This is a genomic window from Alcanivorax sp. HI0044 (genome assembly GCF_001634945.1).
Window position 1 is genome coordinate 1 of record NZ_LWEZ01001747.1, and the last position, 13,630, is coordinate 13,630.

The window sequence follows — 13,630 nt, forward strand, 5'->3', positions numbered from 1 at the left end:
TGAGAACGCCTTACTGAAGCTGCTCTATGCCGGTATACTCAAGGCATCCGAGCGCTGGACCCACCCGGTGCAGAACTGGAATCTGACGCTGTCACAGATGGCCATCCACTTCCCCGAGCGCCTGGACAAATACATCAGCCTGTGAGGCTGCTGGCTGTGACACAGAGTTTTGAACACCCTCTCCCCGTATTGAACCAAGCCCCCAAAGTCGCAAATTCGGTTTAGCGTCTAGAGATTAAGCCACCCATTATTCTATCTCAAACTTTATTGACTGATACCCAGAAATATTAACAAACCCTTCTGTTACACTCTTAGGTACAACCCTAACCACCCTTAGATGTTTTGACGCCGCATTTTCATCCTCAGCATCAATTTCCATTTTCCAATCTGCAGTCATAAACAAATCGGCCTTGTTATTAGCCCTCCCTACCATAAGGTGGTGCCAAGTATCATCAGTTTCTTGCAGCGAATAGGGATCAATCGCTTCATTAGTCACCATTACACTAGGTGGGTAATGGTAGTTGTACAATTCAGCAAGCTCTAGATCGATAACTATAATTTTCTCGTTTTCCATACGCTCCAGAGTCGTAACATTTTTCCAAATAAAATAATCGACTTCATAGATATCAGCTATCGCTGGCTCTTTCTTAGAGCAAGACAATAAAAAAAATATAAATACAGATATAATCAATAACCTCATGATTTCTCACACTTCCTAGACGCATAGCGCCGCCAACACGCGCGTATTTTTTGTGAAGCCGCAGGCGTAACGAAAAATACGTCGCGGTGCTTGGCCTTGTTATGCATTTACTCAAATACACCCTTATTGGACATATAAAAATTGTAGTACGCAGAGTGCAATGGTTGTTCAGCCGACTGGCACCAATAAACCTCTATGGTTCCTGCCATCTTTTCAGGAGTTCCACCAATCATAGAATCTCTGGCTCCATATGGATGAACTATCGTTTTCTCCATGAATTCTTGCGCCGCGCTCTGGGCTCTAGATTGAGCTGCTTCGTGAAGAGAAGCTCTTGCTTCACTGCCTACGCTCATTGCATCGCCACAGGTAATTACACCTGCATTAGATAACAGTGGAAGAACACAAAAGGCAGTCAAAAATTTAGCCTTCACTTGATCTCCTAGGATGCATAACAGCGTATTCAGTCGAACGGTTCGACATATCTTTTTTCGACATAATTCTTAGCGAGGCAACAGCCAATGAGCCAAATAATTCAGTGGCTACAATGATCTGGAGCACCGCCGAGAATTGATCTCATCTGACAAAAGTCGAAGTAGCGGGTTATTTCCTGCGCTTCCTTGACCCTCTCCCCTAGTGAAACCCACTTTATATCAACCGTTTAGCTTTTTATGTAAGCCATATCCTACAACTTCATGCCAGTTCTGTTGAGCATGGGCTAGTCAGGATTTGGCTGCACCAAGGTTCGCACCTCAAGTGGTGCTCCTACAGAAAGAGGAGGCATAAAAAAAACGCGGCCATCGGCCGCGTTTTTTATTCGGAAAAATGAAGCAACTTACCGCCCGATAATGTCCCGGGAGATGATTTCCTTCATGATTTCGCTGGTGCCGCCGTAGATGCGCTGGATGCGTGCATCCACGTAGTCGCGGGAGATGGGGTATTCCTGCATGTAGCCGTAGCCACCGAACAGTTGCAGACATTTGTCAGCAACCACGCCTTGCAGCTCGGTGGTGGTGAGCTTGGCGATGGAGGCGTTGGTGGCGGTGAGTTCGTTGCGATCGTACTGGTCGATGCACTGCTCACCGTAGGCGCGGTTGACGACGACCTGGGCGTGCAGGTCCGCCAGCACGAAGCGGGTGTTTTGCAGGCTGGAGATCGGCTTGCCAAATGCCATGCGCTCTTTGGTGTATTCGATGGTGCGCTCGATCATGCCTTCACAGGCGGCGATGGCGCCCAGGGCCAGGATCAGGCGTTCGCGGGGCAGTTCGTTCATCAGGTTGGCGAAGCCTTTGCCTTCACCACCAAGAATCTGGTCGGCGCCCACTTTCACGTTTTCGAAGAACAGCTCGGAGGTATCCGCCGCGTGGTGGCCCATTTTTTCCAGGTTGCGGCCGCGCGCAAAACCGTCCAGTGCGCAGTCCACGGTGAACAGGGTCATGCCTTTGGAACCGGCATTCGGGTCGGTCTTGGTGGCGAGCACGATCACGTCGCAGTGCTGGCCGTTGGTGATGAAGGTTTTCTGGCCGCTGATGCTGTAGCCATCGCCGTCCTTGTCGGCACGGGTTTTCATGCCCTGCAGGTCGGAGCCGGCACCAGGTTCGGTCATGCCGATGGCGCCCACGGCTTCACCGGTGACCATTTTCGGCAACCAGGCTTGTTTCTGCTCTTCGCTACCCAGGTGCAGGATGTAGGGAGCAACGATGTCGGAATGCACGGAAATGTTGGACGCCAGGGCACCAAAACCGGCACGGGAGGCTTCTTCCACAATCACTGCGGACAGGCGGAAGTTGGCGCCGAAGCCGCCGTATTCTTCCGGCACGTCCACACACAACAGGCCATTTTCGCCCATCTTGTTCCACAGCTCGCGGGGGAACATTTCGGCTTTTTCCCACTGGTCGTAGTGCGGGGCGACTTCGTTTTCGAGGAATTTTTTGACGTTATCGCGAAACAGTTCGATTTCGTTCTGATCAAGCATGCTGGCTAGTCCTGTTGGTCAACGGCGGCGGCCCACCCTGGGTGTGCCGATTAACAATGGCCCACATTCTAGCGCTAAGGCGTGACGGCCACATCAATGCCGGGTGACTGTCCGGTCCCGACGGGTGAGGCGAATCGCAGCCTTTGGCGTGCGCCGGCAAGTCTGGAGTTTGGGGGTTTGCGATTAGCGTGCGGGGGTTCGCGCCCTGAAAGGGCGCTCCTGCAGAATCCGTCAGGCCTGGGGGAAACCCGATCGGCTAGGCTGACTCTATACGCACGTCCGCCTTCAAAGAGTTGGCCACGAAGCAGTTGCGGTGGGCGCTGTCGTGGAGCTTTTCCAGGGCTGCGCCATCCGGCTCTTCGCCATCGAAGACGACTCGGGGACGCAGCACGATCCGGGTGATCGTCATGCGGCCTTCCGGGTTCTTTTCTACCGTGCCTACCGGCTGGTCAATATAGCTGAGGACGTTGAGGCCACGCTTGGCAGCGATGGACAGGAAGGTCAGCATATGACAGCTGGCCGTGGCGGCAATCACGGCTTCGTCCGGGTTCACCCGGTTGGCGCAGCCGTAAAACTCCGGGGAGCCGGAGGCCTGTACGACTTCGCCGCCGGCGAAGGTCCATTCGTGGTCCCGGTTGAAGTGTTCATAATCGAATTCGGTGCCCCGCTGCAGGTGCCAGGCCACTGTTGCGCCGTATTCACTCATGGTCGAACTCCCTCTCTCGCGTTTTCACTTTCACCATGATCCGGCAAGAGAGGAAAGGCAACCATGTTGCAGATCAATGTCTGATCAGCTGTCCTTCACCGGGGCCAGAAGGCAACGTTCCACCTGGTCCATCACCCGCGTGCTGTACAGCAAGGCACAATGGCCCAGATACGGGACGTGGATATTTTCTTCTGCGCCGTGCAGTACCGCCGTGGAGACCGGCAGCACAAAATTATCCATATTGGAAAAGATGGAGAAGTAACGGGCATTACCCGGGCAGGGCTGCTCGGTGGCCAGCTCCCGAATGAACGGGCTCTGGTAACGCAGCTGGGCGGCAGCGCCCAATGGCGGGAACAGCCCGGCAATCCGCGACCCGTAGTGCGGGCTGCCCAGGGTGATCACCCGGTCCACCTTGCCGGCCAGGCCCAGGTTTTTGAGTGCGTACCGGGTTAGCGGCCCGCCCATGGAATGGCAAATCAGGTGCGCCTTTTCGGCACCCGTGACGGCCAGGATACGCTCAACATGATCCACCACCTGCTGCGACAGTTTGCGGGCATTGATGTGTGGCGGGGTGTAACTCACGGAATAGACGTTGGACCAGCCCCGCCACTTCAGGCGCCACTGCATGAACAAAAAGTTGGCGCTGTTGCCGCCATAGCCATGGACCAGAATCACCGGTGCCTCGCCATGATGGCGGCTGCGTGCCGGCGAGGTATCGTGGATCAACCGCAACGGGTAACTGAACACCAGAATCGTCAGGGCCGCGGCTTCCTTGGCCATGCCAATCACCGTGGGGAGTAGCCGTAGCGGCTGCTCACCGGGCAGCTCGGCCTGTTCCGGAAAACTGCGGCGGTCGTAGTACCAGCACAGATAAAACACCAAGGTGATGGACACCGTGGTGAGCACCAACAGTGCCAGCAGAAAAATGATCAGTCCCATCCCGTAATGACTCCGTTGTTGTTTTTACCGACGCTAGGCCAGCGCCGGGGAGGATGAAGCGCGGCTGGTATGACTGTCGGACAAGACGTGAAGAGAATTCACAATTGACCGCCAACCATCCCGTCAACGGGGCCCACATGGCTGCCCGCCTGAATAAAACCTCAACCCCGCTAGCCCAGTCCCTGCTCGTTCAGCCAGGCGGTGCAGTGCGCCACCGCTTCAGCCAATTTGTCGTTCTGGCCAAAGTAATAGTGATTGGCACCGGCCACTTCGCGCAGGGTGGCCTGCCCTGATTGGAAGCCATCAAAGAGCCGTTGGGTATGGCTGGGGGTACAGGCGTTGTCGGCGGTGTTGCCGATCACCAGCGCCGGCACCTTGATGCGCCCGGCGCAGGCCGGGCCATTGTTGACGGTTTCCGGGTCGCCCAGGTAACAGGTGCCGGGGACACGCTCATTGCTGTCCTGTTCCGGGTCCAGCCAGCGCACGTCACACATGGTGCGGTGCACGATAAAACCATACTCCTCGGTGTGCAGGCCCTTGCTGCGAAAATCGTCCAGCTTGCTCTTTGCCCAACCGGTGATGCGGCGGTTGCGGTCGATCTGTGCCTGGCGGAAACGGGCCACGAACTCAGCACTGTAGGGCGGCTGATTGGGGCAATCCGGATGGTAGATATCCAACTCCCGATCCTCCGGGTTGTTCTCGTCTTTCACAGACGGGTCCAGCCATTCAGTCATGGTGATGGCACGGGACACGTGGGCCGCCAGCAGCATGATGCCGTCCGCTGGAATCAGGTTTTGCGCGGTGAGATCGTAAGGGTCTCCCGCTGGCGTGTGGGTAATCTGCGGGTCTTCCGCTTCAGCCTGATACAGCAGGCTCAGGGAGCCACCACCGGACCAGCCCGCCAGCACCACTTTTTCAAAACCCAGCCGTTCTTTGGCATCGCGCACGCAGGCGCCCAGATCCGCTACCACCTTCTCCATCAGCAGCGCACTGTCGGCCCCGCGGTAACGGCTGTTGCAATAGATAACCGAGAGCCCCGCTTTCGCCAGCGCCGACACCATGGGCAGATAAGCTCCGCCGCCCACCGGGTGCATAAAGATCACCACGGTCTTGCCCGGGCCGCTTTTCGGGGTAAGCAGGTGGGATTCCAGGGCCACCAGGTCCATGGGGCCGGCGTAGGTGTCCTTGAAGCTGGATTGCTCCATGAAGGTCACCAGATACGGGATGCGGTCGTAATGCTTGCTCATTGCGGGGCGTCCTTCTGCGTGTTCTGCGTGTCCTGCTTTTCTTGTTGTTTGCCCTGCTGCTGCTCCATGGCGCCCTTCACTTTCGAGAAGTCAGTCTTACTCATGTCCAGGCCACGCATATCCAGGGCCGCGGCACCAAAATTGTCTTCCTTCAGCGCGCGGGTCTTTTCGGTCCACGCCTTCAGCACCCCATGGGCGTTGGCGGCATCTTCCGCCACCACGGCCTCATAGCGGGCATCCTTGATGGTGATTTCCAGCGAAATACCGTTGGGGTCGAAGAAATAGATGGAGTGAATGAAGTCGTGGTCGATGGGCCCAAAGCAGGGGCGGCCGGCCTTGTTAATCCGGCGGCGCCAATCCTTCAGCTCGTCCAGGGTGTCCACTTCAAAGGCCAGGTGCAGATCGAAGGCACTGCGCGGGCGGAACATTTTTTCATCGGCCCCCTCCGGGGCGTCGAAGAAGGCAATGAAATTGTCATCGCCCATCTTGAAGAACAGATGCATGTAGTCGATCTTGCGGCCGGTGCCTGGCTCTTCATCGAACACCATGGCCAGGGTGAGGGGCAGGCCCAGCACCTCTTCGTAAAACCAGCGGGTCTGCTCCGCATCGCGGCAGCGGTAGGCGCTGTGATGCACGTGCTTGAGCATGGCGCAGGGGGGCAGGCTGCTCATGGTTGGCTCCTGTTATTGCCTTTGGTTATTGGTGTTGGCGCTGTGGCAGCAATGAGGCTCTTTGCCCAAGATTGCCGCAGACGCCGCCACCAAGAACCTGTCAGTTCTGGCCACCTGCAAACCCACCGTCTGTCCGGCCAGGGTGCACAACGCCAGCGGCGATGGCACACTTGCGGGCCCCTTTCGGCACGACGGCAAGCACCATGGCAGATCAGGCAATCATCAACGAAGTGGGGCTGCGCGACGGCCTTCAGAATCAATCGGTAACCGTGGACACGGCCACCAAGGCAAAACTGGCCCAGTTACTGGTCGATGCGGGCATGCGCTACCTGGAACCAGTGAGCTTTGTGAGCCCCAAGGCGATACCGCAGATGGCCGATGCCGCCGCCCTGACGCCGCTGCTGCCGCAAGGTGACGCGCTGCACATCCCTCTGCACTACACGGCCCTGGTCCCCAATCTGAAGGGCTACCAGCTGGCGCGGCATGCGGGCTACCCCACGGTGGCGCTGGTGCTGTCCACCACCGATTCCTTCAACGAGCGCAACCTGCGCATGAGCCTGGAGCAAGCCGCGCAAAGCTGTGAAGCCATCATTGCGGCGGCCAAAGCGGACGGCATTGCCACCCGCACCTATATCTCCGGGGCCTTTGCCTGCCCCTACGACGGCCCGGTGCCAGTGACATTGCCCCAGCAACTCAGCGAGCGCATGTTTGCTGCAGGCTCCGACGAGGTAGCCATTGCCGACACCATTGGCGCCGGCAATCCGCAGCAGATGAAGGACATCATGGCGCCGCTGATCCGCGAATTCGGGGCGGAGAAATTCTACGTGCACCTGCACGACACCCGCGGGCTGGCCGCCGCCATGGCCTGGGCCGCTGCGGATCTGGGGGTGCGCCGTTTCGATGCCTCGGTGGGCGGTCTGGGCGGCTGCCCGTTTGCCCCCGGCGCCACCGGCAACATGGCCACTGAAGATATGGTCTACCTGCTGGAAAGTGCCGGCCTGAAGACCGGTATTGATGTGGAAAAACTACGCGCCGCCGTGGCGCTGGCACAGGAGGCCACCCAGCGCCCACTGGGCGGGCGCATCCTCAGCTGGATGGAATCCCAGGAAAAACAGGGCAAGACGCCCTGTCTGTGGTAATCAATCGCCCAGCAAAAGGTTCATCGTGGATGAGCGGGAATCGTCTACAGAAAAGCCCTCTTCCGTAGGAGCGTCGCTGGCGGCGCGATAACCCACGTCGTTTAAGACTGATTTACCGCTGGGGGTACAGGGTTCACAGAGGAAAACCACCTTCCTCTGTGAACCCTGTGCCCTCTGTAGTGAAAATGCTTTTATTCCTGGTCTGGGATCACGCCGCCACCGAGCGTAACGAAGAAACGCCCGCAGGACGGCCCGAAGAGCGAAGCGAATAACCGACGCTCTTACAGCACGGGAGGGGATTAAATTGAGCTTTTCCCGGAAACCCGCAATGAACCACAAAAAAGCCAACCCCCACCATCAAAAACGCCGGGCAACCTCACTGCCCGGCGTTTCATTGTATGGCGTCTTATTGCTTGTCTATCCCGTTATCAGGGTGTGTAGGGATAACGGAACTCGCCAGACAAGGAAATGGCGTCATCATTGTTGGGCAGGACCGGCCCCATATTCCTCGCCACCAGGGTTGCGATATACGTCCCTTCTACCACGCCATCACTTACGCTGGTCACATTGATGGTACAGGAGGCGCCTTCAGACAGGTTTTGGGTGCCTGACTGGGTGTAGGTCGCGCTGTAGGGAATGTTGGCCGGCGTTGACAGTGACATGGTCGGCTTCAAGCCACCCACATCAGTGTTGCAGGTAAAGCTGCCCACCTGCATGGGAATATTGGACCACACCATCCGCATCAGGTTATTGGGCGATTCCAGATCACTAAACACCTTGGAGAAGTAACCGATACTGCCGTTGGAGGCATACTCCGAGGCCAGCTGAAAGCGCTCCCCCTGCGTGAAATGCGTGTTGCCATCATCAATGGTCATGGAAATCCCCTGGGTTTCCTCACCCAGGGCGCCTTCATCACCGCCGTTGTCAGCATGGAAGGTCTGCGTGGTGAAGTTACGGAACTTGCCATGCACGACCAGGGTTCGCTCGGCAGCGGGCAATTCAATATCGCCTGTCCCCAACCCTGAGCCAAAGGCAGCACCGCCTCCGTTGCTAGGCCCCATCAGGGTGGCGGTGTACGAACCGATATACTTGCGCCCGGCATTTTGCTCGATGGTAACGGTGCAATTACCCCCGTTGGCACTCTGAAACTTGAACAGCGGATCGCTAACGGTGATCCAGCCCATCTTCAGGGTCACTTCGGTGTCACCATCGTCGCAGCTGTATTCGCCTGCCGCGGGGTTGTTGTTGCTGCCGGCCTGCAGTTCGAATTTCAGCGCATGATCCGGATGTGAGCCATCCAGCAGGGGCCGGCCACCCAGGAAATGTCCGGAGCGCATCTCACGGGTACCACTATCGATCGTCATGTCCCAACGAATCTCGTCCGCCAGGGCCGGTGCTTCACCGTCAATGCCGGTATGAATAAAGATACGGAACTGACCGTCGCTCAGAGTAACCTGTTCTGCATCCTTGTCGTTACCCAGCGTGGCACTGATGATGCGGCCATCGGTGGCCCCATTACTGAAGTGATAGTCCACATCCAGTTCACAGGCCGTGGCCGTCCAGGTTTTCTGCACGGGTGGGCTGACGCTATTGTCGACGGTCAGCATTGATACCCCTGTGCTGGCTCCACACAACTGCGTACCCAGCGCGCCATGGGCGACATTTACCTGCACCCAGGCCAGTTCATCTCCATTGAACGGCGTTGTGTCGATAATGTTGTAGTCGTTGCCAAAATTATTAGCCCGAATCTGCCGCTTAGCCGTAGTGGCCATGAAGGACTCGATAAACGGCTGTTCCAGAGCCCAAACATTGCCGCCGTACACTACCGCTACCCCATTGCGCATACCCAATAGCTCTGCACCGGGTTCGGGTTCAGGGTCCGAACTGTCTTCCTGAATCAAGGCACGGGTGGTGGTACCCTGGCCATCATCATGGATGATTTCCATAACGTCCCCATCCGCATTGAGGTATACCCGCACACGCTCATCACTATCGGACAGTCCATAGTTCACAGCGACCCGTCGATCTGCGGCTACATTTTTTCGATCGTAAATCGCAACAATATCCGTAGCGACAAAACTGATTCCCGTATCGAAATCAATATCACCCTGTGCAGAAATAATGACGCTGCCACGCACATGGTCGCGGTTGGCCGTCCCACAACTCGCACAGTATCCGGGATCTCCAGTAGCATTTCCTATTACCGTGTAAGTACCAGCAAAGTCAGTCAGCACATCCAGGTTCGCAGGCAATTCCGGGTCGACCGGTTCTTCGTCTTCCGGCGCGTCCGGGAACTGGCCCAGGTTGCCGTCTTTCACCAGATTCAGCAGTGCGTTGTAATCAGCGATAGAGGGGTCGTCATCAATGGCTTCCTGGATCGCATCCAGCACCTGGTCCCAGGCATCGCCAACCGCCAGCGCGGTGCTGAACGGGTCGCCGCCGGGCAGGGTAAAACCGGCATTGGTCATGGCCGTAAGCAGCTCGGTTTTCTTGCTGGCAATGGTGCTGGCATCGGGCCAGTTGGCCGGGGTCGCACTCCAGCTGCCGTCGGCAAGGCCGGTAGCGAGGGCCAGCACCATGTCGGTGATCGGGGTGATATTGATCGTTCCTGCCTGGCTGGCATAGCTGCGCAAGGTTACCGAGGGCGTGCCGCCGGTTACCGTCAACACACACGGCAAGGCAGTGCTGGTGATGTCGCCACTCCAGACCCCATCGGCATTGGTGGTAACGGTGGACGTGAAGCCACTGCCATCGGCACATTCTGCGGTAACGGTGCCGGTCTGGATGGCGGCACCGACGGCTGCAGTACCAGAAAGGCTTGACGCGGCAGGCGCAGACGGCCCGCCGCCTCCGCCATTACCGCTCGAACTATCGCGACTGCTGTCGCCGCCACAACCTGCCACGGCCAGGATGACCCCCAGCAGTCCGGCACGAAACACGAACTTCCCTATTGTTGGCTGCATACCCGATCCCCACGCTGCCTGATTAAAATGGATACTGGCAGCATAGGAGTGGTGGGGAAATTTCAGCACCCCCTAAACAGGGGGGAGGAAACCGGTAAGCACGGGGGGCTCGTTCAGGAGGGATTTACCAGCCCCATATGGATCGCTTTCAGGGTCGCTTCCGCACGGGTATTGACCTGCAGCTTGGCATAGACGTCTTTCATGTAACCGGCCGCCGTATAATGGGAAATACCCAGTTTCTGAGCTGCATGCTTCACGCTCAATCCCTTAGCGATCAAGGTCAGCATGTCCTTTTCTCTCCCGGTCAGGGTCGCTTCCTTTTCGCCAAAGACGGGATGAAACTGCTCAAGTACGCACCGGGCAATGGAGGCTGACAACGGAGGGCGACCAGCAAGGATGCCGGACAACTGATTACTGAATTCGGCCTCGGTATCATCTTTCAACAAGTATCCATCCGCCCCGGACCGCAAGGAACCAAAAAGATGCTCGGCATCATCAAAGATGGTGGTGACCACACACATCGCCTGGCGATTGGCTTCCTTGAAGGGTCGAATCAGTCCAACACCATTCCCATCGGGCAAGCCCAGATCAATCAACGCCAGATCATAGGCGTGCGCATCGATTTTATCCCGGGCTTGCGCCAGCGTTCCCGCCTGGTCTATCTGTGTCGGCGACAGCAGGCTGGCCACCTGTCCGTGCAGCCACTGAGCCACATCAGGCAGATCTTCCACAATCAATACCTGCCTGATTGCATCCATGCTTGCACTCCAAATCCGCGAAAATAAAAATGTGAACCGAATCACGCAAATAATATATTCTTCAATCGTCCAAAAACAGATTGTTCTAATCACCGTAGTAGTAATCGGTGGCAACCCCATGGATCAACCCCCGAAAAACGGGGGTGAGGTAATGTCATTGCACATAGGGAACATGCATGCTTTCGCTGAAAACACGAATTATTACCGGGCTTTTTCTGGTGGCACTGTATGGCCTGATGGCTATCGCAACGGCACTCACCCTGCCCACTAGTGACATCACCTTCCAACAGAAGGCCGAGCAGCTTGTCGCGGATATTCCTGGCACGGGCGAGATTCTTCTCACGGCGTTCAGCAATGGCCGATCCTCACGTCCTGCCGCCCCCTTCCTGCTACTGGAAGAGCCTGATGTTCTGCCTCACTACACCGAGCTCAATGTGTTTTTCGAAACTCACCGCGAGCTATCCCAATGGCTTTCCGATGGCCAGCTGATGCTGGTGGATGATGCGGGCAACACTTATCCCGTACAGTTACAGCAACGGCACCTGACCCAACTCCCCGGCCTTTTCTGGTTACAGCTGGTCTGCGGATTGGCTGGCATGGTGATTTGCATTCTTGTCTGGGTACCAGCAAAACACGAGGTGGCCATTACCTCATTTGCGGTAACAGGCCTGAGTTATGTGCTTTTTTCCTCGGCTGCCGCCATTTACAGCACTCGCGATTTCTTCATCTCCGGCACGTTGTTCGCCTGGCTTTCAGGGCTTAACCATCTAGGCGCCTTGTTGTTTTCTGCCTCTCTCGCCGCCTTCTTGTGGAACTACCCGCGCCAGTTCCCTTCACGTTGGCTCACCACAGGGTTTTATCTGGCATTTTGCGTAGCCATTGTCATCGATCAAACTCAACAGGTGGCCAGCCCTGTTGACGGTTTCCATTCCTGGGTAATGGCAATCTTTCTGGCAGGACTGCTGGGGTCAATCTGGCAGTGGCGGCAGACAAGACAGCAACCGGGTGACCGCTCCGCATTACGTTGGGTCGTCATTTCCATTGTTGCGGGTACCGCTTTTTTTGCCGGCGGCATGATCCTTCCTGCGATGCTTCAGATCGCGCAACCAGCGTCACAGGGGCTGCTTTTCACGACCTTCCTGCTGATGTATCTGGGCATGGCACTGGGCGTGGTAAGGCATCGGCTTTTCGCACTCGAACCGTGGTGGTTTTCGTTATGGTCCTGGTTGCTGGGCGGCCTCTTTATCATGCTCACGGATCTGTTGCTGGCCATGATGCTCAGCCTGTCCGGGCCGCTCACCCTGACCCTGTCCGTAGCCTTTATTGGCTGGCTTTACTTTCCTCTACGCCAGTATCTGTGGAGAAGAATGTTTCTCCGCCAGCGCCAGGAGCTGGATGAATGGCTGGCCCAGGCGCTGCCCGCCATGCTCGCCCAACAGGAAACCCAAACCGAATCCGGCATGGAGCAAGCACTGAGAGCGGTATTCCAACCCCTTTCCATAGAAGCGCTTGCTACAGTCAATGCACACATCAGCATCCCTGACAAAGGGCAAACCCTGATCGTTCCAGCTCCCCTGGAGCAACGCACCTGGAAGCTGCAGCACGCCCAACAGGGTGGCCGCATCTTCAATCGACAGGACATCCATATTGCCGGCCTTGTATTGTCTCTGCATCAGCTGGTCACCCAAGCCAGGATTGCCCATGCCAAAGGAGCCAAAGAGGAACGACTGCGGATACGCCGGGATATGCATGATGATCTGGGCGCAAAGCTGTTGCAGTTGTTGCATCGCTCCTCCGACACTACCAAGCCGCTGGTGCGCGAAGCTATTCATGACTTGCGTGATCTTCTTAAAGACATGGAGGGCGAATCACTCTCCCTGGAAGCGGCCATACTTCAATGGCATGAAGAAACCCAGCAGCGCTGTGAAGACCACGGTGCCCAACTGGTATGGCAGGCCCGACCCAACGCCACTGTCCTTGGTGCCAGCGAGTTCAGTGAGCTGACACGCATTCTGCGCGAAGCAGTGACAAATGCACTCAAGCATGCCTCAACCACCGTTCTGTCTGTCACCGTGGATAGCCCAGGCTCTACCCTGACGCTGGTGGTTGAGAATGACGGACTGCTCGCTGAGCCCCCCGAGGGGACCGTCCGGGGCCTGGATATCATGGATGGCCGGGCACGCAAGCTGGGCGGGTGGTGCCAATACAGCAAGTCCGATGATCGCTGGCAAGTGACGCTGGAGGTTCCGCTTTCCAGCACCATGGCATAATACGACCGTCGCAAAATAACGGGCCGTAATGCGGCCCGTTATTTCTTCCCCCCAAGATCAGCGAGAGGCTGCCGCTTTCACGGCAACCATGCCGACCAGCCCTTGCGCCAAACTCTGTGTTTCTGCGTCATAGGAAGCAGGAATCAGATTAACCTGGTAGCGGGTAATATCCCTGGCCGTTGAATTGGAGGTTCCTCCCATAGCGCCCAAGAAACCAAGCGTCTTGGTCAATCCGGAGGTCAGCTTGTCGGTTGTCGTGGTGACA

The 13,630-nt window shown here is 56.9% G+C and carries 11 protein-coding genes and 2 pseudogenes; 3 read left to right on the top strand and 10 right to left on the bottom strand.

Annotated features, from left to right (window positions below; all coding sequences use genetic code 11):
* Nucleotides 1-145: pseudogene (locus A3730_RS30680) on the top strand (IS256 family transposase); the annotation flags it as partial.
* A gap of 102 nt (nucleotides 146-247) precedes the next feature.
* On the opposite strand, the gene A3730_RS26175 reads toward A3730_RS30680, so the two are convergent.
* The 7 genes from A3730_RS26175 to A3730_RS26200 form a co-directional block, all read right to left on the bottom strand.
* The gene (locus tag A3730_RS26175; RefSeq protein WP_063521600.1) at nucleotides 248-700 is read right to left on the bottom strand and encodes a hypothetical protein; all 453 of its coding nucleotides are present in this window, start codon (nucleotides 698-700) and stop codon (nucleotides 248-250) included.
* 107 nt (nucleotides 701-807) lie between these two features.
* A complete protein-coding gene (locus A3730_RS30685) occupies nucleotides 808-1,131 on the bottom strand; it encodes a hypothetical protein (RefSeq protein WP_156497021.1) in 324 nt (107 codons plus the stop codon).
* A gap of 401 nt (nucleotides 1,132-1,532) precedes the next feature.
* The gene (locus tag A3730_RS26180; protein WP_063520444.1) at nucleotides 1,533-2,672 is read right to left on the bottom strand and encodes an acyl-CoA dehydrogenase family protein; all 1,140 of its coding nucleotides are present in this window, start codon (nucleotides 2,670-2,672) and stop codon (nucleotides 1,533-1,535) included.
* Between the two features lie 256 nt (nucleotides 2,673-2,928).
* Nucleotides 2,929-3,378, bottom strand: a complete 450-nt coding sequence (locus tag A3730_RS26185) for an OsmC family protein (RefSeq protein WP_063520445.1) — start codon at nucleotides 3,376-3,378, stop codon at nucleotides 2,929-2,931.
* Nucleotides 3,379-3,462: 84 nt separating this feature from the next.
* Nucleotides 3,463-4,317, bottom strand: coding sequence for a triacylglycerol lipase (locus tag A3730_RS26190; RefSeq protein ID WP_063520446.1), 855 nt, complete (start codon nucleotides 4,315-4,317; stop codon nucleotides 3,463-3,465).
* Between the two features lie 170 nt (nucleotides 4,318-4,487).
* The gene (locus A3730_RS26195; RefSeq protein WP_063520447.1) at nucleotides 4,488-5,564 is read right to left on the bottom strand and encodes an alpha/beta fold hydrolase; all 1,077 of its coding nucleotides are present in this window, start codon (nucleotides 5,562-5,564) and stop codon (nucleotides 4,488-4,490) included.
* Nucleotides 5,561-6,235: a VOC family protein gene (locus tag A3730_RS26200; RefSeq protein ID WP_082872545.1), complete on the bottom strand. Its 675-nt coding sequence runs from the start codon at nucleotides 6,233-6,235 to the stop codon at nucleotides 5,561-5,563. The genes A3730_RS26195 and A3730_RS26200 overlap by 4 nt, the downstream gene beginning before the upstream one ends.
* 203 nt (nucleotides 6,236-6,438) lie before the next feature.
* On the opposite strand from A3730_RS26200, the gene A3730_RS26205 reads away from it, so the two are divergent.
* Nucleotides 6,439-7,374: a hydroxymethylglutaryl-CoA lyase gene (locus A3730_RS26205; RefSeq protein WP_063539293.1), complete on the top strand. Its 936-nt coding sequence runs from the start codon at nucleotides 6,439-6,441 to the stop codon at nucleotides 7,372-7,374.
* Between the two features lie 428 nt (nucleotides 7,375-7,802).
* Here A3730_RS26205 and A3730_RS26210 read toward each other — a convergent pair whose 3' ends face one another.
* Complete coding sequence (locus tag A3730_RS26210) at nucleotides 7,803-10,337, bottom strand: hypothetical protein (protein ID WP_156501380.1); 2,535 nt, start codon at nucleotides 10,335-10,337, stop codon at nucleotides 7,803-7,805.
* Between the two features lie 113 nt (nucleotides 10,338-10,450).
* Nucleotides 10,451-11,095 carry a response regulator transcription factor gene (locus A3730_RS26215; protein WP_082872546.1) on the bottom strand — a complete coding sequence of 215 codons (645 nt, stop codon included), beginning with the start codon at nucleotides 11,093-11,095 and terminating at the stop codon, nucleotides 10,451-10,453.
* A 176-nt stretch (nucleotides 11,096-11,271) separates the two neighbouring features.
* On the opposite strand from A3730_RS26215, the gene A3730_RS26220 reads away from it, so the two are divergent.
* The gene (locus A3730_RS26220; protein WP_063539294.1) at nucleotides 11,272-13,365 is read left to right on the top strand and encodes a sensor histidine kinase; all 2,094 of its coding nucleotides are present in this window, start codon (nucleotides 11,272-11,274) and stop codon (nucleotides 13,363-13,365) included.
* Between the two features lie 57 nt (nucleotides 13,366-13,422).
* On the opposite strand, the pseudogene A3730_RS32840 reads toward A3730_RS26220, so the two are convergent.
* Nucleotides 13,423-13,630: pseudogene (locus A3730_RS32840) on the bottom strand (hypothetical protein); the annotation flags it as partial.

Excerpts from the sequence above, each read along its gene's own strand:
- A3730_RS26220 (WP_063539294.1), top strand. The coding sequence starts at position 11,272 with ATGCTTTCGCTGAAAACACGAATTATTACCGGGCTTTTTCTGGTGGCA.
- A3730_RS26185 (WP_063520445.1), bottom strand. The coding sequence starts at position 3,378 with ATGAGTGAATACGGCGCAACAGTGGCCTGGCACCTGCAGCGGGGCACC.
- A3730_RS26175 (WP_063521600.1), bottom strand. The coding sequence starts at position 700 with ATGAGGTTATTGATTATATCTGTATTTATATTTTTTTTATTGTCTTGC.
- A3730_RS26195 (WP_063520447.1), bottom strand. The coding sequence starts at position 5,564 with ATGAGCAAGCATTACGACCGCATCCCGTATCTGGTGACCTTCATGGAG.
- A3730_RS26210 (WP_156501380.1), bottom strand. The coding sequence starts at position 10,337 with ATGCAGCCAACAATAGGGAAGTTCGTGTTTCGTGCCGGACTGCTGGGG.
- A3730_RS26200 (WP_082872545.1), bottom strand. The coding sequence starts at position 6,235 with ATGAGCAGCCTGCCCCCCTGCGCCATGCTCAAGCACGTGCATCACAGC.
- A3730_RS26215 (WP_082872546.1), bottom strand. The coding sequence starts at position 11,095 with ATGGATGCAATCAGGCAGGTATTGATTGTGGAAGATCTGCCTGATGTG.
- A3730_RS26205 (WP_063539293.1), top strand. The coding sequence starts at position 6,439 with ATGGCAGATCAGGCAATCATCAACGAAGTGGGGCTGCGCGACGGCCTT.
- A3730_RS26180 (WP_063520444.1), bottom strand. The coding sequence starts at position 2,672 with ATGCTTGATCAGAACGAAATCGAACTGTTTCGCGATAACGTCAAAAAA.
- A3730_RS26190 (WP_063520446.1), bottom strand. The coding sequence starts at position 4,317 with ATGGGACTGATCATTTTTCTGCTGGCACTGTTGGTGCTCACCACGGTG.